Below are 26,117 nucleotides of genomic sequence, written 5' to 3' on the forward strand. Positions count from 1 at the left end.
AGCGCACTCGGGAACATGCCGCCCGAAGAATATGAACGCAACTATTACGCTGAAACAAACGGCCCGATAAATATCGAAGCCGCCAACAAAACGGCGGCATGAAACCCGGGACGGTTCATCGCCAGGCGGAGCTCGTCCCGGGTGGCCCAGCGTTGCCGGTCGAGGACGTTCTTCTGCAGCAACGCGAAGAACGACTCCATCGCGGCGTTGTCGCCACACGCGCCGACGCGGCCCATCGATCCAGTGATGCCGTTGTTCTTTAGCACCCGGACGAAGGCGTTAGACCGGAATTGCGACCCGCGGTCGGAGTGCAGGATCGTCCCCTCGATGGTCCGCTGCCCGATCGCGTTCCGGGCGGCGGCGACGGCCAGCGACGCTTTCATTCGGGAGTCGATGGAGTAGCCGACGATCTTGTTCGAGTAGACGTCCTTGATAGCGCAAAGGTAGATCTTGCCCTCGTCGGTGCGGTGCTCGGTGATGTCGGTCAGCCAGAGCTGGTTCGGGCGCGTCGCGGTGAACTTCCGTTTGACGAGGTCGTCGTGCACCGGCGGCCCAGCCTTCCGCGTCAGGCCACGTTTCTTCGCGAACACACTCCACAGCCGCTGCTGGGAGCAGAGCCGCCAGACTCGGTTCTCACCCGCAGCGAGGCCCGCGCGGCCCAGTTCGTCGGAGATGAACCGGTAACCGAACGCGGGGTCGTTTTGGTCGGCGTCCCAGGCGGCGTTGGTGAGGTGGGCGTCATCCCAATCGCGTTGCGACACCGGGTTACGAACCCATTGGTAGAAGGCTTGCTTGGAGAAGTTCAATACCCGGCAGGTCACCGTGACAGGGATCCTGTCGACGGCCAGTTCACGGACCAGCGGGTACATCATTTTGGGTTGACGTCCCGGGAGAGATCGGCGACGGCACGGCGCATGACCTCGGCTTCTTGCTCAAGCAGCCGGATACGTTTCTTCGCATCCCGCAGTTCTGCGGACTCCTTCTCGGTCATACCCGGCTTGACGCCTTCCTCGACGTCGGCTTTTTTCAGCCAGTTCATGAGGCAGGACTCCGAAATTCCGAAGTCTTTCGCGATCTGGTTCAGCGGGGCTTCGTGCTTCCGGGCGACCGCGACAACATCACGGCGAAACTCGGGTGGGTAGGGCTTGAGCATGATGACATCTTTCCAGTGAAGACGAAGCTCCACAGGTCAGGAGTCAACCAAACCGGGGGCAGTCCCCCCCTGATTGCGAAGAGCCCCAAAACCCGGGGCTTGACACACAACGAAGTTACTGACGGGCCCGATAGCAGGCAAAGCTTGAATCCGGGACAGCACCGGGCCGGTGTGAGTATTCATTCGCCCGCCGTGTCCTTGAGACCGCACCCTCATGCGGCGCGGTACTTATCGGCCTAGGACTTCTTTGGGCATCGCTGACCTGTCGACAAGCAGTGCTTCAATAAGTTTCAAGTACTCGTGCGCATAGATTATCGAGGATCGTGTCGTCAGGACCGATTCCATGCCGGCCAAGCCCAATACATGACGCTCTTCTGTGGACAGAGTCAAGAACCGCCGCAAGACAATCTGCGCGTCGTGTACGGAGGAGGGCTCAAATAGCATTCCATTGACGCCATCCTGTATAAGTTCAGGCACACCGAAAACGTTCGTTCCCAGGACCGGCAGACCAAACGCCATCGCCTCCAGCATTGAACGTGGCAGTGACTCGATGTCAGATGCCAGAATGAATGCATCGGCGCTGACATACCATTCATCAATGTCCGGCGTCATTGCGATGAGGCGGATTCTCTCTCCAGACTCCAGGTTGTCAACAACACGATGAACAGCGTGGGAATATGGTCCATCGAAGTCGCCGACCATGGCCAAGACCGCTTTCGGAAAATCAACGGCAATCTGCTCGAATGCCAGGGCCAGCAGTCCCTGAGCCTTCCGAGGTTCATATGTCCCGATGCAGAGAATCACGATTTCTTCGGGCGCAATGCCGAGCCGCGCACGAGTCGCTGTTCTGTCAAGGATAGCTTTCGCCGTAGCTATGGAATCAAGATCGATTCCATAATCAACGCGAACACCTCGCTCTGGCCGAACCACGTGATCGAACATTGCTCGAGTGGCGTCCGCTTCAAAGACTGCAACATCCACAAGATCAAAAGCTCTTAGGAAAGCACTCCGGACGCCAAGGTCTGGCTGGACCCCGAATCCAATTCGGAGGAAGACCTCCGGGCTGAAGCTCTCGTGAATCGCCCAAATCGACGGTATTCCGAGACGTGATGCCAATTCCACACCCCAAAACGAACCCAGGGTGTTCGCGATTGCAAAGTTGATGTCCGTCAAGCTCACTAGTGAAACTAGCTGATACATCCACTGCTCGAATTCAACGGATTGGCTAGGCGCGAATCCAACAATTTGCACCTCAGCCCCTAGGTCCTCCAATTCATCTCGGAGAACTCCATCGTGCATTGCAAGTACCGTGCACTTTACAGAACCGGTGGCAAGCATGACCTTTAGAACTTCGTGCAAGTAGAGCTGGCCACCACCTAGACCGAGATGGTGCGTCGCGATCAGAATGTGAGGTATCCGGGCCGTGTCCCGCTCTCTCCCCGCGATTGCCGCGCTCCGGCATTGCAATACGGCGACTCTTGCCGAGTCTAGAGTCGGTTCGGCCGAACGTTCACTGAGGCAGAGGACGCGTTGTCCTATGATTTCCTGCCCCTCCGCACCGACGGCTAACGCCGTTACGACGAACTCCGCGCCGTATTCACCAGGCATTTCAATAGTCGCTTGCCACCCTGCCAACGCTGCGTCAGAATCCGCAATGTGTTCCTCCAGGTCGGGCCTCGGTATCGATAAGATTCTGGCTCGGACGAAGAAAACATCGTCAATGAGAATATCTAGATGGTCATAGCCGAGGCCGGAGCGAAACCATCCGGACAAGTTCACGACCCTGTCACAACTGCGTGCCTCGGGTAGCGGCAGGTCGAGTGACCCGATTTGTTGCACTGTCGGCAGAACGACTGATCTTTCGCCCACTAAATCTTCGGTAAGGCCCCCTTCCAAGACCAAGACAGCCGAAACAGCAAAGGTCAGACGCCCGATTGACGCCCGATCGAGATCGACTGTCCAGCCGGCAGTTGCACCCCAGGCAGTAGCCTGCGTACCGGCCTCAGCGACCGGCGTTGCGATGCCAGTCGTTGCTTGAGCACATATCACACCATCAACAGCGATCAGAACTGCACGGATGCTCCCATGCGGGAGGGCCGCCCATCCTACTATCTGCACAGCATCCGGGAAAAGTCGAATTTCGAGAATCTGGCCGGGAATACGACCGGGTCCAGCACTCAGAATTGAACGAGATACACGTTTTAAGTGCGATTTTGTCCGAGAAAGTGATCGTCGTGCCACATGCTTGATTTCGGAGAATTTGACGTGCGACATATACAGGAATTTCCAGACTGATAAATTTAAGGGAACGTATATGAATGCAGGCTACGCAGTCAGTGCGTTCCAGGTCTGTTCGACACCAATTTTAAAGTCAATGGGTGAAAGCCCGGTAAGTGCTTGGTAGGAGGAGGAGTCGAGCACGATACTTTCAATATCAAACCCCCGAGATTCGAAAAAGTTCAACTCGATCCGTTCACCACTGACTTCTTGCAGAATTTGGTGTAATTGAAGCAGCGAAGTCCCGACGCCGGTGCCCACATTCAACACATTCGGGCCACCAACACCTAACGTGGCGACCACCGCAGCTGCAACGTCTTCTACGTGAATGTAGTCGCGAACAGATCGTCCCGTTCCGAAGATAGACAGCGGCCGCCCGTGGATAACTGAATTCATAAATTCTGCGATCACACCTTGATTTCGACCGACGGGCTGAAGGGGACCGTAAGCATTGGCGACGCGGAGAACTCGAGCTCGGACTCCGTATAGGTCTCGATACATTCCAATATATTTTTCAGCAGTGAGTTTCATGATCCCGTAGGACGTCAATGGGTCGGTCGGGTGATCTTCCGGGACGGGCAGAACCCGAGGATTGCCATAGACCGTACCGCCAGAGGACAAGAAAACAAGCGACACATCGGGTCGCGTCCGAAGGGCTTCCAACAGACTAATGAGGGGGCTCAATGATTCAGCGATATCGGTGAGAGGAGAAACATTGGACTGGTAGGGCAATAGCCCCGTGAAAGAGTAGACGACGTCCGTCACTCCGTCGAGTATTCTCTCGTATGCGTTGACATCGGAAACTTTTTGTTCCACAAAGTTCGCCCGTCCGAGACCAAGCGGCATCCTTTCGGGGCGCCGACGGCCCACAACCGATACTCGATGGCCATCAAGCAGGAGGTGGCGACTGACCGATGTGCCGATGAATCCTGTTCCACCCAGTACGACCACGGAACGAGTGGTCGAATCACGAAGGATTCTCTTACGCGGGTCAGCGTCTAAATGACCTGGCAGTTGCAGCATCGGCATCGCTTCAAGCACAGGCCCCACACCCCCCGGAACATTCGTTTCAACTTCATATGACTTTACAGGAAAATTCACCATAAACACTCCCTAGCGAAACGCAGGGTCAATCGACTGCGCAGAGCGGGCTCGGGCTTTTCCACATTGTCACCGATCGACCGTCTGGCAAATCGAATTCAGCGTCAATGTCGAACCCCACAGATACAGCGGCACGAACCAAGGAAGAAGTGTCGATTCTGGGCTCAAATTCGTTGATCCCACTCGGCGATGTCAGTAGCCAACAGGTCGTGCTAGCAGGTCCGGATTCCAGCCATTCCTTGTATCCGAGAAGGCTATCTGGAATCGTTGTCGGATCGACCTGCGCGACGCCGATTCCGTACTCAAGCCGGTAGAGAACGGGCACTTGAACACTATTCACGTTAAAGAAATGATGGCGAAACCCGAAGGCGACGCTCGCTGTCGTTGGGACTCTAGTGATTCTGTCGGCAACAAATTCGTTTGCCACCCGCCATCCCGGTGCCGAGTCACGGTCGCTGATGACCCCCGCCGTCGTGTCCAAGTATGCAGGATTTACGGCTAAATCTTGTGTCACCATTAGCCCGCTGACACCTGGAATGTCGATTGTTCGCTCACGTGCGAGAGGAGAGTTCACAAAAAACGATTGCGTCGAAATCACGAGCGGCAACACAAGGAGCGTTGCGATTACGACCGCCTGCAACCCTCGTTGACGATCTCTAACCAACACGCTCACAAAGCCCCAGGAGGCAACAACAATTGCAAGAGGAATTAGGGGGAGACAGAATCCGACGCCGCCATTTTCGGAAGTAGCAATCGCGAAACAACCGACGACAACCATGAGCGCACAAGCGAAGACTGGTGATGCAACAGCGATCCGCACCGCCTCCAGTCTCCGGCCCCGCCTAGCGAATTTCAGGCAGACTCCGAGCGCGCAAGCCCATCCGAGCAAGATAATCAGGAAGTGCGGCAGATAGAGCATGGAGGTCAGGCTCAGTATCGTCGACGAGAGCATTGTAGTGGTACTTCTTGCGTACTCCTCGCTATGAGCCCCATACCCATAGCTGGTTAAATACTCGAAGACCAGTGTTCCGCTCGGAAGAAGCCACATGCCAGCCACGAGGAGCGAGGCAGTGATTGCGATTCCGGTATTGATGAGTCGTCGACCCCGACCGTCCCGGGCAAACACCACCTGTGCGAGCACGACCACTGCGATACCCGGAATGAAGGCGAGGGCCATTGTTCGAGATAGCGGCATCAGCCCGATGCATATACCCAGCACTATTGCCCACCGCCAACTCGTCATTTGCTTCGTACGCATGAGCGCATATGCCGTAGCCACTGTGGCAGCGGTTGCAGGAATGGCAAAGTAGTACAACCGCGTCATCTGAATGAACCCCGGTGATGTTGCAAGCAGAATTAAGGAGATCCAAATCAAGGGTTTGGATCCAAATTGCTTGGCAATGACAGCGGTAAGCCCCAGGCTCAAGGCAGCAAGAAGAACGACAACGGCCATCGCAGAGGCAAACGTCGGTCCAAATGCCAGAAAGAGTATTGATGAAAGGGCAGAAGTGAGCGGCGCCTGGACCCCAGGTGCCAAGACTGTGTCGAACCAACCGGACGGACCGGAACGCACACCACCGAAATAATTGTTTAGCGCCATCGCAAAATAGCCATCTTCATCGATGTTGTGCGGCTGACCAGCCCGATTCTCGAGTAGCCACGCTAAGTTGGCGGCAACCCAAATCGTAATGAAAAGGACGACGGCAATTCCGCTTATATGCCTGCGAGCCTGTTTGACAAAGCCAGTTTCGCCCCGGTCTAGTAAGCCCCGGCGCGCCACGACTCGACCGCCATTCATCCCAAAGAGCAATTTCTTCATTATGAAGTCAATTCTACTAGGTTGTCGTTCCCCCCCTGGCAGCAAGTTAGGCTGGCCGAATGCCAAACAAAAAGGTTGGTCCCATATGAGCACTGCTCAGGTTTTGTCCAATATCGACGCACGAGCTCTTCGTGTCCTGGTTATTATTCCTACCTACAATGAAGTGCAGAACCTCGCCGAGATAGTGGTTCGCACATTCACCCACAGCCCGCATGCACACGTCCTAATAGTCGACGATGGCAGTCCAGACGGGACCGGTGGACTCGCCCATCAGATGGCAACCGAAGATCCACGGGTGCATTTGATTGCACGGACTGGAAAACTGGGACTCGGCTCGGCATATCTCGCCGGTTTTCAGTGGGGATTAGCGCGCAACTATGAAGTTCTCGTGCAAATGGACGCCGACGGCTCGCATCCTCCCGAAGCACTGCCCGGAATGATATCGACGCTCACCTCTGCATCGGGTGACGGGGTTGATCCAGGGCTCGTAATTGGGTCTAGATGGGTTCGAGGTGGCGCTGTCGAAAATTGGCCACCTTCACGCCAGCTCTTGAGCCGTGGTGGCAACGTTTACGCGCGTATAGCCCTCGGCATCCGCATCAAGGACGCCACGGCAGGCTATCGCGCGTACCGAGCTGAAGTCCTCCAAGCCATCGACTTCGACACCGTGAATTCCCACGGTTACTGTTTTCAGGTCGACCTCACTCTTCGCACACTGGGGTCCGGCACCAGCATCATTGAAGTTCCAATCACGTTCAGAGAGCGTGAACGCGGCGAGTCCAAAATGAGCCGAAATATTGTGCTCGAAGCGATGATAAAGGTAACAATCTGGGGTGCTGCACGACGCGCTGGTCAGATGCGCGACTTCCTGCGCAAAACCCCGCGTGGTTCGCCTTTAGAGCAGGATAAAAGGAAATCATCTGGCATCCGCTTGCCCTTCTGAGGCGCTCTCTGCGGTCGCGTCTCTCCATGCCCAGATGTTGCACTGGAGATCCATACCGATGGCCGACGGCACCGTTCTAAAGGGACGCACCGCAGCGACGGGCGTAGTTAGATGCACTCGGAACCCTTGGCGACGTAATAGTGATAACAAATCTGGCAGGCTCTGAGCCTGACCCACGAATGAGTGGTATTCCACAAATACTCTCTCGACTTGCCAAAGGTGCGTTTCCGCGTCTAGAAGGACCTCCGTTTCAGCACCCTCAATATCCAACTTCAGCAGGTCAACATGCCCGAGCCGATCAATAGCTTCTCCCAGGTCATCCGTGCGGACCGTCAGCGTGTCGTCGGAGTGAACCGCGCTTAATTCCAGTCTTCCCCCGTCGCTTCCTTGCACGACGAACTTTGAGCCTAATTTGCTTGTACTCAGCGCTGAACAGTGGAGTTCCGGGCTTGAGTAATGCCTGAGATTGTGACGCAGAGCATCAAAAATCTTCGGATCTGGTTCAAAAGCAATTACTTTCGCCTTGGGCCAGCGTGCCAGCCACCATAGACAGGCAACCCCAATATTTGCTCCACCATCAATAATTGTTGGTCGATCGCCCTCGAAGTCAAAATCATAGATTTCCAGCACCACGATTTCCCGATACTGAGATACAAATGACGGACCATCCATGAGTTGGATAGACGCCCCCATTAAGTCTGTTTCTGCGGAGACTAAAATCGGAGATTCCCAGAGACGATCAAGTTCTACTTCGTAGTCAGTTTCAGCCATCGTGTGTCCTCGTGAAGAGATTATTGTTTGACGTCGGCTTTCACGAGCAAGCAGAAAGCCGTTCTGCTCCATTTTCAGTCTTCTTTTAGCCTACGTGGTTGGCAAGTGAATCTGGGCCCCCCCAGTCAATTAGCAGAAGTCCCCGAACAATTTTCAGTGCCTTTAGTGGAAGTTTCGGGCTTATACACGATCCAATCGCCCGACCGGATGCTCGCCTACATGATCCGAGACACCCCCTGCAGGGCGATCCAAGAAAGGCTCAGTTTGTTGTTCGTGGGCACGTCGCGGGACCTTGCCCGGTTCGTGAGTGTGCACCTGGTAGCGATCGGCATCAATGCCGCGGCGCTTCTTCTGCTCGTAGAGGTAGAGGTGGCAACGGTGCCGCCGCTGCTCGCGCCGCTGATCATTCTCATGGTCACTACGCTGCTGAGCTTCTTCGGGCACAAGAAGTTCTCGTTTCGCCGCAGCAGTGAGTGAGCGGACTGGGGTGCGTGGCGGCCTCCGGTTTCTCGCGCTGCGGGTCGAGGCTGGTGGGGTCTCAATCGCTCGTTCCTCACGCCTCGACCAGCGGGTTTGGGCTGGCGGCCTGAGGGCTACGGGGCCGGGGTCGCCGTAGGGGCTGGAGCCAGCGCAGAGGCTATCATGGCCTGGATGGCGGCGTAGTCGGGGTTCTCGGGGTCGATACCGTTTTCGGGGATCAGGGGCACCGACACGACCGGCAGTTCCTTCGTCTTCGCTGCCAGGTTCACGAAGTAGCCGAGCATTCCCTGCGGCACGTCGGTCTTCACGACGCGGGTGCCGGCGGCGGCCACTCCCTGAAACTTGGTGAGCACGTTGGCGGGGCTGGCCTGCGCGAGGAGGGCTTCCTGCATCTGGGTCTGGCGTTGCATGCGGTCGTAGTCACTCGTGCCGTGACGGGAGCGGGCGTACCAGAGGGCGTGGTAGCCGTCCATGTGTTGCATGCCCGGCTCGAACCAGAACAACACCGTGGTGAAACTCTCGTCGGTGTGCACGGGAACGCGGTTCTTCACGTCGATGTCGACGCCGCCGAGGGCGTCGATGAGGTCAGAGAAACCCTGCATGTCGATCAGCACGTAGTACTGAATGGTGAGCCCGGTGATGCCCTGCGCCGCCTCCAGCGTCGCCTGAATGCCCGGGGAACTTCCCTCGGCCACGGCATTCGGGTAGTACTCGGGGCGTTTGAGCTCGGCTTCGGTAAAAATCGAGTTGAGCATGCACGCCGAGACGTCGCATCCGTCGATCGATCCGTATCCCTCGGGGTACAGCGCGCCGAGCGAGGAACCGGCCGAGAACGGCACGTCCTCGAGGTTGCGCGGCAGGCTGATGGTCGTGGCCTGGCCGGTCGTGGCGTCGATGCTGACGACGGAAAGACTGTCGGGGCGCAGCCCGTCCCGGTCAGCGCCGGCGTCCCCGCCGAGCAGCAGGATGTTGTAGCGGCCATTGACCGGCGGTTCACTCGGACCGGCGACGAAGACGGAGGAGAGGAATCCGCTCGCCGAGGTCGCGACAAAGGCGCCATAGCCAGCCGTGCCGCAGACGACGACCATGAGGGCCGCGGAGAAGGCGGCGATCAGCGGGCGGGCGCCGGGCGCGGCTTTCAGCAGGTTGATCAGGCTGAGGGTGTTGACGGTGAGCACGAGCCAGGTGAGCGCGTAGAACGCGAGCACTGCGGCGGCGACCCAAAGGCCGATCGTGCTCGTGAACACCGTGAGCACGGCCTCGGGCCAGAACAGGTAGACAGCCCCGGCGACGATTGCCGAGGCCACCAGGATGAGCGTGGCGCCGAGGCCGAACCGGCCGAGTCGTCGATTGCCGGCGAGTACCTGCGCCGAACCGGGGAGCACGAAATTGAGTACGACCAACCACCACGCACGCGTCGTCATGATGCGCGTGGAGCCGGAATTCGGGTGCCGGATCGGGTCAGTCACACTGCTCATAATCGCTCTTGGAGGTCCCGGTTCTTCTGCTCGACCAGGTCGGCGAGTGCGACGGAATAGTCTTCGAGCTTCACGCGCAGCGCGTCATCGCTCGTGGCGAGAATCTTGATCGCGATGAGCGCGGCGTTCTTGGCCCCTCCGATCGACACGGTCGCGACCGGCACGCCGGCCGGCATCTGCACGATCGACAGCAGCGAGTCGAGGCCGTCGAGCAGGCCGAGCGGAACAGGAACCCCGACCACGGGCAGCGTGGTCATGGCAGCGAGCATACCGGGCAGGTGCGCGGCTCCCCCGGCTCCGGCGATGATCACCTTGAGTCCACGGGCCTGCGCGTTGCGGCCATAGTCGAGCATCTTCTCGGGGGTGCGGTGCGCAGAGACGACCTGCACCTCGTGCGCCACCCCGAAGTCCTTGAGGGTCTGCGCGGCGGCACTCATGACGGTGAAGTCGGAGTCGCTGCCCATGACCAGGCCGACGAGCGGCGCGCTGGATGTCTCGGTGTTGTTTGGCACGCAGATGATCCTATGGCTCAGTCCTGAAAGATTTGTGCAGTGGCGCGCGCCTGGTAGGCGACTTCGTCGAGATCGTCGCCGCCGGCGGTGACGTGCCCCACCTTGCGGCCGGGCCGTGAGGCCTTGCCGTAGTTGTGCACTTTCACCAGCGAATGCTGCGCGAGCGCCGTCCCATACCGGTCGCCCAGCGAGCCTGAGGCTGGTCCGCCGAAGATGTTCACCATGACCGTCCACGGGTCCCTGGCACCGGTCGCACCGAGCGGCAGGTCAAGCACCGCCCGGAGGTGCTGCTCGAACTGGCTGGTCGTGGACCCGTCGATGGTCCAGTGACCGCTGTTGTGCGGGCGCATCGCCAGCTCGTTGATGAGGAGGCGCTCATCCGTGGTCTGGAACAGCTCGACGGCGAGCACCCCGGTGACGCCGATACCCTCGGCCACGGCCATCGCGATGTCGGTGGCGACATCGGCGAGACGCCCCATGGAGTGGGGGGCCGGCGCGATCACCTCGGCGCAGACGCCGCCCTTCTGCACGGTCTCCACGACCGGCCAGACGGCAATCTCGCCGCTCGGACGACGGGCAACCACCTGGGCGAGCTCGCGGCTGAAGTGCACCAGCTCTTCGACCAACAGCGCGCCGCCGTTGCCATCTTCAACGAGCGCCTGAAACCAGTCGTCGACGTCGTGGGCGTGACTGACCACGCGCACACCCTTACCGTCGTAGCCGCCACGGGCGGTCTTCACGACCGCCTGGCCGCCGTGGTTTTTCAAGAAGTCGGCCAAGCCGGTGACATCGGTGATGCGCGCCCAATCGGGCACGGGCAAGCCAAGTTCGGCGAGCTTTTCGCGCATGAGCAGCTTGTCTTGCGCGTAGAGCAGGGCGTCGGGGCCGGGGTGAACTTTCACGCCTGCGCGCACGAGCTCGCGCAGAATCTCCTGTGGTACGTGTTCGTGGTCGAACGTGATCACGTCGACGGTTTTCGCGAAGGCGAGAACGGTGGGCAGGTCGCGGTAGTCGCCGACGGCGACAGCCGCGAGCTCGGCGGACATACCGTCGGCTTCGGCAAGAACCAACAGATCAATGCCGAGGTTCACGGCCGCTGGAATCATCATGCGGGCCAGCTGTCCTGCGCCAATCACACCGACAATCAAAGCCATCTGTTCACCATTTTCTATGCCAGGGTTCAGCTAAACGCGCGTGGATACGCAGCCCGGGGGTTGTGAACCGCCGTAGACTGCGAGACTTCAGTGCTTTTCTACTTTACCGAACGTCGGACGGACGCATGTCGATCACCCTGAAGCAGCGCCTGCTCAGCTTTCTGAGTCAGGGCCTCAAGTTCGGCGCCGTCGGCGCGCTGGGCTTCGTGGTGGACCTCACCGTCTTCAACCTGCTGCGCACGACCGTGCTGGACTCCACCGAGGTACACGCCGGCCCCATCTACGCCAAGATCATCTCGACCGTGCTGGCTATTCTGGTGAACTGGCTCGGCAACCGGCACTGGACCTTCAGGAAGAATCGCCAAAACCATACGGCACGCGAGGGCCTGGAGTTTCTCGCGGTGAGCCTGGTCGGTATGGGCATCGGCATCGGATGCCTCTGGTTCAGCCACTATGTGCTCGGCTACACCAGCGTTCTCGCCGACAATATCGCCGGCAACGTGGTGGGTCTTTTTCTGGGCTCGGTGTTTCGCTTCACGCTGTACCGCTACTGGGTGTTTGCGCCGAGTCGCAGCGGCGCGTCGGCATCCGCTGCCCATGCGGACACTCGCAGTGGCGCGATTGCGCTAGCGGCGGCCCCAGAACGCTGACTCGTCGGCGTGCGCCGACTGCTCCTGCCGGCGGGAACCCATGACGGTCACCGACTGCTCCATCAGGTCGTGCAGCACGCTCTGCACCAGGTCGACGTTGGGAATGTCTTTCAAGATGAGCGGATGCTCCAGCCCCGAATTGATCAGCACCGTGCCCGAGTGGAACCCGGCCTGCAGCCAGTTCTGCCGCACGCTCACGTCGTAGCCGCGGCTGTGCAGCAGTTCTTGCCGGGTGCGCACGAAGAATCCGTGGCGAAAGATGATGCGCCGGGTGGTGATCGTGTAGCGCTTGGTCAGCCAGGCGGCGAGCGGCAGCAGCCAGCCCAGCACGGCCAACACGATGGCGCCCGGCAGCAGGGCCGCGTTCTGCCAGGGTTCGGGCAGGTTGCCGGCGAAGTAACCGGTGGCGCCGGCCAGGGCGAAGAGCAGCAGGGTGGGCCAGAGCAGCACCCGGGCGTGCGGGCGTAAGCGGGCGACGACCTCCTCCGGCCGACTCTCCCGGGCGTAGCCGGAGGGTTCGGTCTCGTTGGTCTCTGTCTTCTTCGGTTTCATTACTTCTATTAATACCTCAGGTGGGTGACATCGCCGGCGGCGACAGACCGTTCTTCGCCATCGGCCTGGTTGACGACTCTGAGCCGTCCCTCGGCGTCGATGCCGGTGGCGGTGCCGACCAGGTCGACTCCGCCGGGCAGTTCCACCCGCACGACGCTGCCGAGGGTGCCACAGAGTCTCGACACTTCCGCGTGGAGACCGCTCTTCTGTGCGTCACCGTCGGCTTCGACGAAGGCCCGATACAGGGTGACAAGCTCGTGCAGGTAGGCGGCGAGTACTGCGTCCGGGTCGGGCGCGGTGCGGGTGACTAGCAGGAGCGAGGTCGAGGTGAGGGTGGGCAGGTTGTGTTCATCGAGCGAGAGGTTGAGGCCGGCGCCGATGACGATGCCCTTGCCGTCGGGCAGGAGTTCGCACAGGATGCCGCACACCTTGTAGCCGTCGATGAGCACGTCGTTGGGCCACTTCAGGGTCGTGTCGTGGCGGGGATCCTCGGCCTCTTTAAGATTTACGTCGTGCACCGGCGGCGTGCTGGCCTCAACGATGGTGCGCACGGCCCGGGTCATGGCGGCGCCGGCCAGGAGGGAGAACCAGCCGAGGCTGTGCGGCGGTAACTCCGGGCGAATGAGTACGGAGATGGCCAGGGCTTTGCCGGTCGGGGCCAGCCAGACACGACCGAGCCGGCCACGCCCCTGAGTCTGGTTGTCGGTGACGACCACCGAGAGGTCGGGCCAGGCTGCGGCATCCGCCTCAGATAAACCAATAGCACTGGCGAGATCTTTGAGCACATCGTTGGTGGAGGAGGCCTCGGCACGGTATTCGAACCGGCTCACCTCGTTGCGGCTGAGCGAAAAATCCATCGTGCCTACCCTCTCGTGTGCATAACTCCTGCAATTCTCTCGAATCCGGCCTCAAAACACCTATTTCGGGCAGTTTCTGAAGAAATTGCAGGAGTTATGCACGGGGAAGTCCGGTTTCTGCAGTCCGAGAGGGACCCGATGGAGGGGGAAAGAACCAGTGTTGCGGGGCAAAGTTGTAGAACATCGTCAACGAGGAGCGGTCGGGGGGTGCCGGTAGAGTGAAATGGTGACTGACAAGACGCCCGCCGCGGCACCCGACCTGTATACGACGGCGGGAAAACTCGCCGACCTCAAGCTGCGCTATCACGAGGCTGTGACCGCCAGCGGGGCCACCGCCATCGAGAAGCAGCACGCCAAGGGCAAGATGACCGCCCGCGAGCGCGTCGACCTGCTGCTCGACCAGGGTTCTTTCGTGGAGCTCGACGAGTTCGTGCGGCACCGCACCGTGGCCTTCGGCATGGAAAAGAAGCGTCCCTATGGCGACGCCGTCGTCACCGGCACCGGCACGATTCACGGCCGCCAGGTGGCCGTGTACTCCCAGGACTTCACGATCTTCGGCGGTTCGCTCGGCGAGGTCGCCGGCGAGAAGATCATCAAGGTGATGGACCTCGCCCTGAAGACCGGGGTGCCGATCATCGGTATTCTCGACTCCGGCGGAGCGCGCATTCAGGAGGGCGTTGTGGCCCTCGGCAAGTACGGAGAAATCTTTCGCCGCAACACGGCCGCCTCGGGCGTCATCCCGCAGATCTCGATCATCTGCGGCCCGGCCGCCGGCGGCGCGGTCTACTCTCCAGCGCTGACCGACTTCGTGATCATGGTCGACAAGACCAGCCAGATGTTCGTCACCGGCCCCGACGTGATCAAAACCGTCACCGGTGAAGACGTCGGGATGGAGGAGCTCGGCGGCGCCCTCACCCACAACAAGGTCTCCGGGGTATCGCACTACCTCGCGAGCGATGAGCCCGACGCGCTCGACTTTGCCCGCGCACTGCTGAGCTACCTGCCCGACAACAACCTGGCCGAGCTGCCGGTGTTCGACAACGAGGTGGAGCTTGAGACAACGGATGCTGACCGTCGGCTCAACACGATCATCCCCGACTCCCCCAACCAGCCCTACGACGTGAAAACGGTCATCGAGCACATCGTGGACCGCGGTGAGTTTCTCGAGACGCAGCCACTGTACGCCCCGAACATCGTCGTGGGCTTCGCCAGGGTCGAGGGCCGCTCGATCGGCATCGTCGCCAACCAACCCAACGCCATGGCGGGCACGCTGAACATCGAGGCCGGTGAGAAGGCCTCACGGTTTGTGCGGTTCTGCGATGCGTTCTCCATTCCCATCCTCACCCTGGTGGACGTGCCCGGCTTTCTACCGGGCACCGACCAGGAATGGACCGGCATCATCCGTCGCGGGGCGAAGCTGCTCTACGCCTACGCCGAAGCCACCGTGCCGCTGGTCACCGTCATTCTGCGCAAGGCCTACGGCGGCGCGTACATCGTGATGGGGTCCAAGCAGCTCGGTGCCGACACCAACCTGGCCTGGCCGACCGCGGAGATCGCCGTCATGGGCGGCCAGGGCGCCGTGAACATTCTCTACCGCGCTGAGATCAAGGCGGCCGAGCAGGCCGGCGAAGACGTCGCCGCTGTGCGCACCCGCCTGGCCAACGAGTACACCTACAATGTGGCGAGCCCTTTTCTCGCTGCGGAGCGCGGGGAGCTCGACGGCATCATCGAGCCCGCCGCCACCCGTGTGTCGGTCGTCAAGGCCCTGCGCGCCCTGCGTACCAAGCGGGCCACCCTGCCCGCCAAGAAGCACGGAAACATCCCCCTCTAATGCCCAAGCCCTCAGAGTTCGATCCCTCGGAGCTCATTTTCGTCACCGGACACGTCAGCGACGTCGAGGTGTCGGCGGTGAGCGCCATCATCCGTGGGCTGTTGCGGGAGGAATCCGACGAGCGTCGGGCGGCTCCCGTACAGCACCGGAGCGCTTGGCAGCAGGGCCAGCGCGCCATCCGCCAGCCGGTGCACCCCGGCGCCGGCCGCTGGCGCGGCTTCGCTGGCTGACCCCCGCCGACGCCCCACCTTCTTCATGGACGGGGCCAGTTTAGAAACTGGGCCCCGGTTCACAAGGTGGGCCCGGACGGAGTGGAACCAACCTCGTGTCTGTCCTCCTAAATGCCGACAGCGCGAATTTGAAGAATAGTGCATACTGGAATTGCTCGGTGGAACTCCTGGAGTTTCACCACCAATCATTCGCTGACTAGGGTAAGCGAGCGAATGTGTTGGGGGCGAGAACGGATGGCATTCGGGTTGTCGTCCTTTCTCGAATAAACGGTAGGGGACCAGCTTCGGCTGGTCCCCTTTCGCGTACCCAGGGTCCCGAACAGGGAGCAGGGTGATTAGGGCGTGATCTGACGAGGGATTTCCAGCCACAGGTTGACCTCATCGTCACCCGCAGAGTCCGGCCCGAGGGCACTCACCGCCGGGTCGGGGCTCGACAGCCCCACCACGGTCACCGCGACGGTCGCGCTGTCGGCCGCGGTACGCACAATGATCTTGTCGGCGCTCGTCTGCTCAAGGGCGAGGGCGAGGGTGCCCAGCACGTCATCGAGGGCCCCACCGCCCAGATCATCGATACCGCCCTCGTCGAGGAGCGTAACGCTGGCTCCGCGACGCCGGGCAGCCATGACCTGTTCCCGCACCGCGTGGTTGAGCAGGCGGCGGCCGCGGATCTCATCGCGAATGGCCGCTTCGAGAAACCGGCATTCCTGCTGTTCCTCTGCGGTCAGCTCACCGTCGGTCTCGCTGATGCGTCGCAACATCGGCATGGCAAGGCGCATGGTCTGAGTGAGACGCACCTGGCGCTCGTAGAGGTGAGCCTCCTGGGCTGCGTGCCATCCGCTCGCCTCGCGCTCGGCTCGGGCATACTGGCGGGCGTCCCGGCTGGCCTTGACCAGGGCACGGGAGAGCACCGCGGCTGCGACCACCCAGACCACGCTTCCGATGACGCCCAGTCCCCCGAGTTCGCCGACTCCGGCCCAGATCACACTGTGGATGACGAGCACGGCCACACCCAGCAGGGCCAGTTGGGGACGCTTGCGGGTGGCAGTGATGGTCATCAGCGTGCCGATGGCGGCGACGTACCAGGTGGCGTAGCCGAGATTACCCGAAGAGCCATCGAGCTGGCTGCCCACGATCAGTGGGAGTGCCGCGCTGACCGCGACGTTGAACAGCGCCAACGGCAACGACATGCGCATCGGGCTGCTCGGCCACAGACTCGCCGTTGTCGCCCCCACATACAGGCCCATGGCGACCAGGATCGGCACCGACGACGCCGGCTCTTGGATCGAATACAGCCCGAGAATCACGTGATAGCCCGAGAACAGAGCCGCTACGACGAGGGTGAGCGTGCGCGACACCCCGACAACGCTGGTCATCAGCGATCACCCGCCCGGTCGGCGTCGAGACTGGTGACGACATACTCGACCGAAGCGGGCGCCACTCGAAGCCCCGCATCACTGCCCCCATCCGTTTCGCTGTCGGCGGAGACCTCAACCCGCGGCCAGCTGATGACCACGGTCGTGCCCTGGCCGGGGCTTGAGTTCACCACGGCGACGCCACCCACGCTGGCGATCCGGTCGCGAATAGAGACTCGCACGCCGAGCCGGGCACTGGCCACGCTGGTCGGATCAAAGCCGCAGCCGGTGTCGCTGATCTCGATGCGGCATCCGCTTTGACCGTTGCCGCAGATCGTCAGGCTGCGCATTTGCGCTGCGCCGGCGTGCTGCACGCTGTTGACCATGGCTTGCACGCTCGCCGCGTACAGGGCCTCGGCGACGAACTCCGGAATGCTCAGGCCGTCGACCCCCCGCTCGGCGACGGTGAAAGCGCCGGTGTTCAAGGCGGCGCCACGAAGGCGGTCCACCAGACGGCTCACGTCGGTCGTCGCATCGTCGAGGGTTCGTTCGCCATTGGCCTCCTGCAAGCGGATGATGGCGCTGCGAGCCATAGCCGCGGCCAGCTCGGCTCCCTTGGCATTGCGCACACCGGCGGCCGAGAGCAGAGTCGCGAGAACGCTGTCGTGCACGATCGAGTCGACCTCGACGCGTTCCATCTCGGTCGCGTGGTGGCGCACCGCCACGGCGTATTTTGCCAGGGCATTGGACTGGGCGGTGTCGACCTTGTCGGTCGCGTCGCGGAGCACGTAGATGATGATGAGCACGACACCGCCGAGCAGCATGGCGTAGCAGGTGTCGAGGGCGGCGAGCAGGTTTTCGGCCGCACCGCCGGAGGGCAACACCCGCACGAGTCCAAAGACGACGGGCGTGACGACTGTGTAAATAATGGCCCAGAGCAGCGGAAACGCGATCGCCGCGCACGAGGTCGCGACGGTGCACAAGTACCAGAGCCACGGTTTGCTGTCGAGAACGGCCGTGGGGTCGCGCATGACGAGCGGCCAGACGATGAGGGCGATGATGTAGACGGCCGCGATAATGCCAGCCGTAGTGCGGATGCCGCGCCGAACCAGCGTTGCGGCCACGAACACCAGAATTGACAGGCCCAGGACGATCCCGATGGGCACGGCGGAACCGGGCTTGCGACTTTCCAGCTGTTCGAGCATAAGCGGCAGCGTCTGGAGAGCGAAGACCACCGCGACACCGGCCACCGAACGGGACAGGGCGATCTCGATCTGGGCGTGGCTGATCGGATTGCGCGGGTGCCGGGGCCGTCCGAACAGGTCGTCCTGGAAGTCGGCCGGATTGACCGCGCCGAACGCGGCCGTATCGGTTGACACCAGGGCGCCCGGGCGGGCGGCCCGTTTAGACACCGCGGTCACCGTCGGAGGCGTCGAGTCCTGGCAGGATTCCGTCTTCGACGGCGCGGCGCAGCAGGTCGACCTTCGTCGGCGCTGGGCGGCCGACCTCGACGTACTTGACCCGGATTCGGTCCAGGTATTCCCGCGCGGTGGAGTGCGCGATGCCGAGCTGCAGGGCAACCATCTTCAGTGGCAGGCCCGAGGCGTACAGGTGCAGAACGTCGCGTTCACGGCGACCGAGCTGAGCCTTGGCGAAGTCGCGGTCGGCGTCGATCGCGGTGGCCCACTCGAGGTTGTTGAGCACGTCGCCCCGAGCAACGGATGCCACGGCGGCCATGACCGTGGTGGTCGGCGAGGACTTGGGGATGACTCCGGCGGCGCCGGCGGCGAGTGCCTCACGCACCGAGGCAACCCGGTCGGCGATGCTGTGCACGAGCACGGCCGAGCCGGTGCTCGCGACGAGGTGCACATTGTCGGTCACGAGCGAACCGTCGCCGAGCGAGAGGTCGAGCACGATCACGTCGCACGCTCGTCCGGCGAGGCCATCCACAAGGGCCTGAGCGGTCGCGGCGGCGAACAGCACCTCGTAGCCGGAGTTTTCGCAGGCGGCCTGCAGGCCCAGTCGCACCGATTCGTGGTCGTCGACGATACCGACGCGAACGGACTGCTCGGGGGTGCTTGGGGTGGGATCAGGTAGTGCGTGACTCACGGTGTCGCTGTCCTTCTCGTTGGCTCGTCTTAAGGATAGCTATTTGCTGAGCAGTGCGACGGCCTCAACGTGATGGGTATTGGGGAACAGGTCGAAGGCTCGGAGGGTGCGCAGCTGGTATCCCTGCTTCTGGAACAGCGCAACGTCACGGGCCAGGGCCACCGGGTCGCAGGCCACGTAGACGATTTGCCGGGGGGCCAGGGCCACCAGCTGATCGACGACGGCGGTGCCGGCGCCGGCGCGCGGCGGGTCGAGCACGACGGTGGCGGCGGCGAGACGGGCGCGCTCCGCGGCATCCGCCTCGCGTAGCAGACGCTGCAGATAGCGGTCGACGCGGTCGGCCTCGGCGGTGGCGCCCGCCCATTCCTTGAGGTTGCGGGCGGCGAAGGCGACCGCTTCCGGGTCGCTTTCGACCGAGGTGATGCGGGTCGACGCGCCGAACTTGTCGCCGACGGCCGCGGCGAGCAGGCCGACACCGCCGTAGAGGTCGAGGTTGGAGGCGCGCGGGTCGAACTGATTGGGGTCGATGATGTTCTGCACCGCGTGGTATAGCGTGTCGGCGGCCATGGAGTGCACCTGCCAGAATCCGGACCGGTCGAGTTCAAACTCGCGGCCGTCGACAACCTCGTGAATCAGACCGTGCGGCACCCGCTTGGGCTTGCCGTTGGAATCCTTGGCCGAGACGAGCACCTGCACATCGCCCTTGCTCGGTGCGACCAGGTCAACCTTCGCGGCGTTGTGAAACAGGGTGTCGAGCGGGGCGCGCAGCTCGAGTTCGTGTTCGGCGAGCGGCAGATCGTCGACCGGGATCACGCGGTGGCTGCGGGCAGCGTACGGGCCGATGGTGCCGTCGGCGGCCACGTGCAGGCTCACCCGGGTGCGCCATCCGGTGCCGTCCATCGCGTCGCCGGGGCTGGCCTTGGCGCTGACCGCGACCGGTTCGACGACCACGTCGCTGTCGATCCCGGCCATGCGCGTCAGCGCGTCGGCGAGCACCTGGCGTTTGAGCTCGCGCTGAAATCCGAGCTCAATGTGCCCGAATTCGGCACCGCCCGCGCGGTCTTCGGGGGCGCGATCAACGGATGCTGCGCTCCAGATGTGCGGCTGGCGTTCCGGGGCGGCGTCGAGCACGGCGACCGTCTCAGCCCGCCAGAAGCTCTTGTGGTTGGCCTCGGTAAGGCGCGCGCGCACCCGTTCACCGGGCAGGGTGTCGCTGACGAAAATGACGCGACCCTCATGACGGGCGATGAAGATTCCGCCGTGCGCGACGTTGGTGATGTCAAGCTCGAGCTCGCTGCCGACCGTTTCGGAGGGGGGGCTGGCGGCGGCCTGGGGCTGGTGACTCGAATTGCTCATTCCTTGATGATCCCACACCCCCTTCCTCTCGTGCTCGATCGAGCCTGATTGAATGGAGTCACCGAAACTGCGAAGGACAAGCATGCGCCTCTATCTGGCCTCCACCTCTCCGGCCCGGCTGGCCCTGCTCCGGGCGGCCGGCATCGAACCGGTGCTGATCAACCCTGACGTCGACGAAGCACGAGTCGTCGCCGAGACCGAGGCTGCCGCCGGAGCCGCGCTCGCGCCGCGGGATCTCGTGCTGCTGCTGGCGCGGGCGAAAGCTGAGGCGGCGGCATCCGTTCTGCCAGCGGAGCCGTTGAACGGGCTGCTGCTGGGCGGCGATTCGGTGTTCGTGCTGGACGAGGTCATCTACGGCAAGCCGCATACCGCCGAAGCGGCGCGGGAACGCTGGGAGCGCCAGCGCGGGCGCACCGGAACGCTGTACTCGGGGCATTGGCTGATCGAGCTGACAGCCGGAGTGCCGAGCGACGCGGTCGGTGCGGTTGCGGTGGCCGAAGTGACCTTCGCCGACGATCTCGACGATGCCGAGCTCGACGCCTATATCGCGACCGGCGAACCGCTCTATGTGGCGGGAGCGTTCACGATCGACAGCCTCGGCGCTCCCTTTATTACGAGCATTGTCGGCGACCCGTCCACCGTGGTGGGGCTGTCACTGCCGACGCTTCGACGGCTGGTGCGCGGCCTCGGGCACGAGTGGCCGACGCTGTGGAATCGCCCCGGAGCGCTGTCATTGTAGGCATCCGCAAGAATCTGGCCGGTCTTTTTGTGGGAGAGAACCAAAATGGATGCGGTGCGGCCCAATAGGCTAAGTGATTGTGTCACTCATAACGAAGGTCCTCATCGCCAACCGAGGCGAGATCGCCGTTCGGGTCATCCGTGCCGCGAAGGACAGTGGAATTCTCTCTGTTGCCGTCTACGCCGACCAGGATCGCGATTCCCTGCACGCCCGTCTCGCCGACGAGGCGTACGGTCTCGACGGCACCAGCGGTGCTGAAACTTACCTGGTCATCGACAAGATTCTGTCGATCGCCCGCCGGAGCGGCGCTGACGCCGTGCACCCCGGCTACGGCTTTCTGGCCGAGAACGCTGACTTCGCCCGCGCCGTGATCGGCGCCGGACTGATCTGGATCGGGCCGTCGCCCGAGGCGATCGAGCAGCTCGGCGACAAGGTTTCCGCCCGCAAGATCGCCGAAAAGGTCAACGCGCCGATGGCGCCCGGCACCCTGAACCCCTGCACCGACGCCGCCGAGGTACTCGCCTTCGTCGACGTGCACGGTCTGCCCGTTGCGATCAAGGCCGCCTTCGGTGGCGGCGGCCGCGGCCTCAAGGTCGCCCGCACCCGCGAGGAGGTCGCCGAGATGTTCGACTCCGCCACCCGCGAGGCCATCACGGCTTTCGGTCGAGGCGAATGCTTCGTCGAGAAGTACCTCGACTCCCCCCGCCACGTCGAAACGCAGTGCCTGGCCGACCAGTACGGCAACGTCGTCGTCGTGTCGACCCGCGACTGCTCGCTGCAGCGCCGCCATCAGAAGCTCGTCGAAGAGGCGCCGGCGCCCTTCCTCACCGAGGCACAGACGACCGAGATGTATCGTGCGTCCAAGGCCATCCTCAAAGAGGTCGGCTACCTCGGCGCTGGCACCTGCGAGTTTCTCATCGGCCAGGACGGCACCGTCTCGTTCCTCGAGGTCAACACCCGCCTGCAGGTCGAACACACCGTCTCCGAAGAGGTCACCGGCATCGACCTCGTGCGCGAACAGTTCCGCCTCGCTGAGGGCGGCGAGCTTACCTATGGCGACCCCGTCGCATCCGCTCACTCGTTTGAATTCCGTATTAACGGAGAGGATGCCGGCCGCGGCTTTCTGCCCGCGCCCGGCCCGATTCACGTGTTCAAGCCGTCCGGCGGCCCCGGCGTGCGCGTCGACACCGGCGTGCAGTCCGGCGATGTGATCAGCGGATCCTTCGATTCCCTGATCGCCAAGCTCATCGTCACCGGCGCGACCCGCGAAGAAGCCCTGGAGCGTTCGCGCCGCGCCCTCGACGAGTTCGAGGTTGCCGGCCTGCCGACCGTGCTGCCCTTTCACCGCAAGGTCGTGCGCGACCCGGCCTTCGCTCCGACCGACGGCAAGCCGTTCAGCGTCTTCACCCGCTGGATCGAGACCGAGTTCGACAACGACATCGAACCGTGGACCGGCAGCATGGAAGACGCCGTCGGACCGCAGAAACGCCACAGCATCGTCGTCGAGGTGGACGGACGCCGCATCGAGGTGACCCTGCCGACGCGTCTGCTGCCCGGCGGCGCAAGCGCGCGCTCGGTGGGCCCGGCCCCCAAGCGTCGCGGCGGTCTGCACACCGTCGATACCGCCACCGGAGACGCCATCAAGGCACCGATGCAGGCGACCATCGTCAAGCTACTGGTCGCCGAGGGCGACATTGTCGTCAAGGGCGACCTGCTGCTCGTGCTCGAAGCGATGAAAATGGAGCAGCCGCTCGTCGCCCACCGCGACGGCACCGTGGGTAACCTGGCCGCCGTCGTCGGCACGACGGTCTCCTCCGGTTCCGTTCTGCTGACGGTCTCCGACGCCGCGTAGCCCGCTCGACACCCGTCGATTGGCTGGCAGCACACCAGGCTTGCGCACGATTTTGCCGGCGGGGTTGGGGACAAGGCAACCGCTCCTCAGCTTCAACAATGCCGGTTTTCAGGAAGGCTCCGAGCGCACCATTCGGAGCCTTCCCACGCACCCGCGATGTCTGAGCGAGGAGCGGATGACCCGGTTTCCGCGGCCTACCGCCGAACCCCAACCCCGTCCACACAAGCAGGGGCAGGGCGTCGCGAACGCGGGCTACCCCGAGAACTGCGCGGGGATTTAGGGGCTAACGGACGACGTGCATGGCGCGCGCGGCATCCGTTATGGAACCGGTGAGCGAGGGGTAGACCGGGAACGTGCGAGCGACCTCGTCGACCGTGAGCCGGTGCTCGACCGCGAGAGCCAGCGGGAAGATGAGCTCGCTCGCCTTGGGGGCGACGATAACGCCACCGATGACGGTTCCGCTGCCGGTGCGGGCGAAGATCTTGACGAAACCGTCCTTGATTCCCATCATTTTGGCCCTCGGGTTCACGGCAAGCGGCAACTTGTAAATATCGCCCTGGGCGAGTCCGTCTTCGATCTGCTTCTGGGTGTAGCCGACCGTCGCGATTTCAGGCTGCGTGAAGATGTTCGCGGCGACGTTGCGAATCTCGATCGGGTTGACGGTGTCGCCCATGGCGTGGAACACCGCGGTGCGGCCCATCATCGAGGCAACGGATGCCAGCGGGAGCTCGGTCGTACAGTCCCCGGCCGCGTAGATGTTCGGAATGGAGGTGCGGGCGACCCGGTTGGTCTGGATGTGCCCGGACTCGGTGATCTGCACGCCGGCCTGCTCGAGGCCGATATTCGCGGTGTTCGGAATCGACCCGACGGCGATGAGGCAGTGGCTGCCTTCGACCGTGCGTCCGTCTTCGAGGGTAGCGACGACACCGGTCTTGGTGCGTTCCACCGAGGAAGCACGCGACTTGGAGAGCACGGTCATACCATTGCGCTTGAACACGTTCTCAATCACGTTGGCGGCGTCGGCGTCTTCCCCGGGCAGCACCTGGTCGCGGCTGGAGATGAGGGTGACCTTCGCGCCGAGGGCACGGTAGGCGGAGGCGAACTCGGCGCCGGTAACGCCGGAGCCGACGACGATGAGGTGTTCGGGGATCGCCTTGAGGTTGTAGAGCTGGGTCCAGGTGAGAATGTGCTCGCCGTCGGGAAGTGCGGAGGACAGCACGCGCGGGCTGGCCCCGACGGAGACGACGAGGGTGTCGGCGTCGATGCGGTCGAAGTCGGTCGCGGTCGAGTCGCCGGAGGTGGCGACGATAATACCGGTGGTGCCGTCGAGCCGTCCGTGGCCCTGCACGTAGCGCACACCAGCGCGAATGAGCGTGGCCTTCATATCTTCGGACTGCTGGCGCGCCAGCGCGAGGAGGCGCTTGTTCACTGCGGCCAGGTTGATGGCGACTTCGGGGCGCGTGGGCTTGCCGGTTTCGCCGCGCACGAAGAACTGCACACCGAGGTCGGTAGCTTCTCCGATGGAGTTGGACGCCTCGGCGGTGGCGATGAGGGATTTGGAGGGGACGACATCCGTTATCACGGCGGAGCCGCCGACACCGACGCTTTCGATGAGGGTGACGTCGGCACCCTGCTGTGCTCCGGCGATGGCCGCTTCGTATCCGCCGGGCCCTCCACCTAATACTGCGATGCGTTGCTTGCGTTCGAACTCATAGGCCATGTAGTCCATTCTCGTGGCCCGCGCACCCCCCGCCAAACCGTGGGTATGTTCGCGGCGCGCGGATCGTCCGCCAAATCGGCCCAATTCGAGCCGTATTGTCGCCAGAGTGCCGGTTCGGCGCGCCGATGGGGAGAATTCGCGCAAAATCTCCGCCTGGTTGGCGGGGGTTCTAGAGTAGTGAAATGTTTACGAACGAGATCAACCCGTTAGACCTGCCCGAAACTGACCCGTTTGAGGCAGCTCGGTCGGCCGCAGCGGAGATCGCCGGCATCACGGGAGTGCCCCGGCACGACATCGCCCTGACGCTCGGCAGCGGCTGGGCCAAGGCGGCCGACCTCATCGGCGAGACCACGCACACCGTGGCCGCCGCCGACATCACCGGGTTCAGCGCCCCCGCGCTGGCCGGCCACGCCGGCACCCTGCGCTCGATTCTGCTGCCCGGCGGCAAGCGCGCGCTCGTGATCGGCGCCCGCACGCACTACTACGAGGGTCACGGCGTGCGCCGGGTCGTGCACAGTGTGCGCACGGCAGCGGCCGCCGGAGCGACGACGATGATCCTGACCAACGGGGCCGGCGGCATCCGTGAATCGTGGAAGCCGGGAACTCCGGTGTTGATCAGCGACCACATCAACCTGACCTTCGATTCGCCGATCGAGGGCGCGAACTTCGTTGACCTGACCGATTTGTACTCGAAGCGGCTGCGCAATGTCGCGCGCGGCATCGACCCTTCCCTCGATGAGGGCGTGTACTGCCAGTTTCGCGGGCCGCACTACGAGACGCCCGCCGAGGTACAGATGGCCAAGGCGATCGGCGGCCACATCGTGGGAATGTCGACCGCGCTTGAGGCCATCGCTGCTCGGCAGGCCGGCATGGAGGTGCTGGGTCTTTCACTCATTACCAACCTCGCCGCCGGCATTCAGTCGACCCCGCTCAGTCATGGCGAGGTTATCGAGGCCGGTGCTCTGGCCGAACCTGTGATCAGTGCGCTCCTCGCGCGGATCGTGGCAGCGCTGTGAGCGGCCCGGATCGCGACAACGTCGAGCAGCCGGTCGAACGTAGTGGCGGTCGTCACTCCGGCCCGCCAGCGGATGCGACTGTCGAAGTCACCCCGCCAGGCACGCCGGCTTCCCCGCACGTCACCGACGCCGACCCGGCCGACGAGACCGCGACTCCCACCCGCG

General features: G+C 62.8%; 22 protein-coding genes and 1 pseudogene. 8 read left to right on the top strand and 15 right to left on the bottom strand.

The genetic code is table 11. The annotated features are described in order from the left end of the window. Positions 1–119: 119 nt before the first annotated feature. The 4 genes and pseudogenes from E3T46_RS00080 to E3T46_RS00095 form a co-directional block, all read right to left on the bottom strand. Positions 120–1,153, bottom strand: a pseudogene (locus E3T46_RS00080) (IS3 family transposase); the annotation flags it as partial. A 228-nt stretch (positions 1,154–1,381) separates the two neighbouring features. Beyond that, a complete protein-coding gene (locus E3T46_RS00085) occupies positions 1,382–3,427 on the bottom strand; it encodes a glycosyltransferase family 4 protein (RefSeq protein ID WP_134576983.1) in 2,046 nt (681 codons plus the stop codon). A gap of 51 nt (positions 3,428–3,478) precedes the next feature. Then, positions 3,479–4,534 carry an NAD-dependent epimerase/dehydratase family protein gene (locus tag E3T46_RS00090; RefSeq protein ID WP_134576984.1) on the bottom strand — a complete coding sequence of 352 codons (1,056 nt, stop codon included), beginning with the start codon at positions 4,532–4,534 and terminating at the stop codon, positions 3,479–3,481. Between the two features lie 25 nt (positions 4,535–4,559). Then, complete coding sequence (locus E3T46_RS00095) at positions 4,560–6,350, bottom strand: glycosyltransferase family 39 protein (protein WP_134576985.1); 1,791 nt, start codon at positions 6,348–6,350, stop codon at positions 4,560–4,562. Between the two features lie 85 nt (positions 6,351–6,435). On the opposite strand from E3T46_RS00095, the gene E3T46_RS00100 reads away from it, so the two are divergent. Further along, positions 6,436–7,293 (top strand): polyprenol monophosphomannose synthase, encoded by an 858-nt coding sequence (locus E3T46_RS00100; protein WP_134576986.1) that lies wholly within the window; start codon positions 6,436–6,438, stop codon positions 7,291–7,293. Here the strand turns inward: E3T46_RS00100 and E3T46_RS00105 are convergent. Beyond that, complete coding sequence (locus E3T46_RS00105) at positions 7,267–8,136, bottom strand: FkbM family methyltransferase (RefSeq protein WP_134576987.1); 870 nt, start codon at positions 8,134–8,136, stop codon at positions 7,267–7,269. The genes E3T46_RS00100 and E3T46_RS00105 overlap by 27 nt on opposite strands. A gap of 201 nt (positions 8,137–8,337) precedes the next feature. Between E3T46_RS00105 and E3T46_RS17705 the strand changes: the two genes are divergently transcribed. Continuing rightward, a complete protein-coding gene (locus E3T46_RS17705) occupies positions 8,338–8,541 on the top strand; it encodes a GtrA family protein (protein WP_166790133.1) in 204 nt (67 codons plus the stop codon). A gap of 116 nt (positions 8,542–8,657) precedes the next feature. Here the strand turns inward: E3T46_RS17705 and E3T46_RS00115 are convergent, their stop codons facing one another. From E3T46_RS00115 to E3T46_RS00125, 3 genes are all read right to left on the bottom strand, one after another. Next, positions 8,658–10,022, bottom strand: coding sequence for an LCP family protein (locus E3T46_RS00115; RefSeq protein ID WP_241980375.1), 1,365 nt, complete (start codon positions 10,020–10,022; stop codon positions 8,658–8,660). Next, complete coding sequence (gene purE / locus E3T46_RS00120; RefSeq protein WP_092452378.1) at positions 10,019–10,486, bottom strand: 5-(carboxyamino)imidazole ribonucleotide mutase; 468 nt, start codon at positions 10,484–10,486, stop codon at positions 10,019–10,021. The genes E3T46_RS00115 and purE overlap by 4 nt, the downstream gene beginning before the upstream one ends. 65 nt (positions 10,487–10,551) lie before the next feature. Then, positions 10,552–11,688: a 5-(carboxyamino)imidazole ribonucleotide synthase gene (locus E3T46_RS00125; RefSeq protein WP_134576989.1), complete on the bottom strand. Its 1,137-nt coding sequence runs from the start codon at positions 11,686–11,688 to the stop codon at positions 10,552–10,554. A 125-nt stretch (positions 11,689–11,813) separates the two neighbouring features. Between E3T46_RS00125 and E3T46_RS00130 the strand changes: the two genes are divergently transcribed. Next, positions 11,814–12,338, top strand: a complete 525-nt coding sequence (locus tag E3T46_RS00130; protein ID WP_134576990.1) for a GtrA family protein — start codon at positions 11,814–11,816, stop codon at positions 12,336–12,338. Here E3T46_RS00130 and E3T46_RS00135 read toward each other — a convergent pair. Both E3T46_RS00135 and E3T46_RS00140 read right to left on the bottom strand, forming a co-directional pair. Then, positions 12,315–12,890, bottom strand: coding sequence for a PH domain-containing protein (locus E3T46_RS00135; RefSeq protein ID WP_134443740.1), 576 nt, complete (start codon positions 12,888–12,890; stop codon positions 12,315–12,317). The two genes, E3T46_RS00130 and E3T46_RS00135, sit on opposite strands and share 24 nt — an antisense overlap. Before the next feature lie 8 nt (positions 12,891–12,898). Continuing rightward, positions 12,899–13,747: a biotin--[acetyl-CoA-carboxylase] ligase gene (locus tag E3T46_RS00140; RefSeq protein WP_134576991.1), complete on the bottom strand. Its 849-nt coding sequence runs from the start codon at positions 13,745–13,747 to the stop codon at positions 12,899–12,901. Positions 13,748–13,973: 226 nt separating this feature from the next. On the opposite strand from E3T46_RS00140, the gene E3T46_RS00145 reads away from it, so the two are divergent. Continuing rightward, positions 13,974–15,578 (top strand): acyl-CoA carboxylase subunit beta, encoded by a 1,605-nt coding sequence (locus E3T46_RS00145; RefSeq protein ID WP_241978943.1) that lies wholly within the window; start codon positions 13,974–13,976, stop codon positions 15,576–15,578. Continuing rightward, positions 15,578–15,808, top strand: coding sequence for an acyl-CoA carboxylase subunit epsilon (locus E3T46_RS00150; protein WP_092452307.1), 231 nt, complete (start codon positions 15,578–15,580; stop codon positions 15,806–15,808). The genes E3T46_RS00145 and E3T46_RS00150 overlap by 1 nt, the downstream gene beginning before the upstream one ends. 335 nt (positions 15,809–16,143) lie before the next feature. Here E3T46_RS00150 and E3T46_RS00155 read toward each other — a convergent pair whose 3' ends face one another. The 4 genes from E3T46_RS00155 to E3T46_RS00170 are packed head-to-tail and all read right to left on the bottom strand — an operon-like array spanning position 16,144 to position 20,625. Continuing rightward, the gene (locus tag E3T46_RS00155) at positions 16,144–17,181 is read right to left on the bottom strand and encodes a hypothetical protein (RefSeq protein ID WP_134576992.1); all 1,038 of its coding nucleotides are present in this window, start codon (positions 17,179–17,181) and stop codon (positions 16,144–16,146) included. Continuing rightward, positions 17,181–18,572: an ATP-binding protein gene (locus tag E3T46_RS00160; RefSeq protein WP_134576993.1), complete on the bottom strand. Its 1,392-nt coding sequence runs from the start codon at positions 18,570–18,572 to the stop codon at positions 17,181–17,183. The genes E3T46_RS00155 and E3T46_RS00160 overlap by 1 nt, the downstream gene beginning before the upstream one ends. Beyond that, positions 18,565–19,269: a response regulator transcription factor gene (locus E3T46_RS00165; RefSeq protein ID WP_134576994.1), complete on the bottom strand. Its 705-nt coding sequence runs from the start codon at positions 19,267–19,269 to the stop codon at positions 18,565–18,567. Before E3T46_RS00165 ends, E3T46_RS00160 begins: the two co-directional genes overlap by 8 nt. Positions 19,270–19,308: 39 nt before the next feature. After that, positions 19,309–20,625: a TRAM domain-containing protein gene (locus E3T46_RS00170; protein WP_134576995.1), complete on the bottom strand. Its 1,317-nt coding sequence runs from the start codon at positions 20,623–20,625 to the stop codon at positions 19,309–19,311. Between the two features lie 82 nt (positions 20,626–20,707). Here E3T46_RS00170 and E3T46_RS00175 point away from each other — a divergent pair, with 82 nt between their 5' ends. After that, complete coding sequence (locus E3T46_RS00175) at positions 20,708–21,364, top strand: Maf family nucleotide pyrophosphatase (RefSeq protein WP_134576996.1); 657 nt, start codon at positions 20,708–20,710, stop codon at positions 21,362–21,364. Positions 21,365–21,443: 79 nt separating this feature from the next. After that, positions 21,444–23,216, top strand: a complete 1,773-nt coding sequence (locus E3T46_RS00180) for a biotin carboxylase N-terminal domain-containing protein (RefSeq protein ID WP_134576997.1) — start codon at positions 21,444–21,446, stop codon at positions 23,214–23,216. A 283-nt stretch (positions 23,217–23,499) separates the two neighbouring features. On the opposite strand, the gene E3T46_RS00185 is transcribed toward E3T46_RS00180, so the two are convergent. Then, positions 23,500–24,936, bottom strand: a complete 1,437-nt coding sequence (locus tag E3T46_RS00185) for an NAD(P)H-quinone dehydrogenase (protein WP_134443749.1) — start codon at positions 24,934–24,936, stop codon at positions 23,500–23,502. Positions 24,937–25,118: 182 nt separating this feature from the next. Here E3T46_RS00185 and E3T46_RS00190 point away from each other — a divergent pair, with 182 nt between their 5' ends. Further along, complete coding sequence (locus E3T46_RS00190) at positions 25,119–25,952, top strand: purine-nucleoside phosphorylase (RefSeq protein ID WP_134576998.1); 834 nt, start codon at positions 25,119–25,121, stop codon at positions 25,950–25,952. Positions 25,953–26,117 lie beyond the last annotated feature (165 nt).

The sequence above is a fragment of the Cryobacterium sp. Hh11 genome (assembly GCF_004404045.1).
Classification (GTDB): domain Bacteria; phylum Actinomycetota; class Actinomycetes; order Actinomycetales; family Microbacteriaceae; genus Cryobacterium; species Cryobacterium levicorallinum.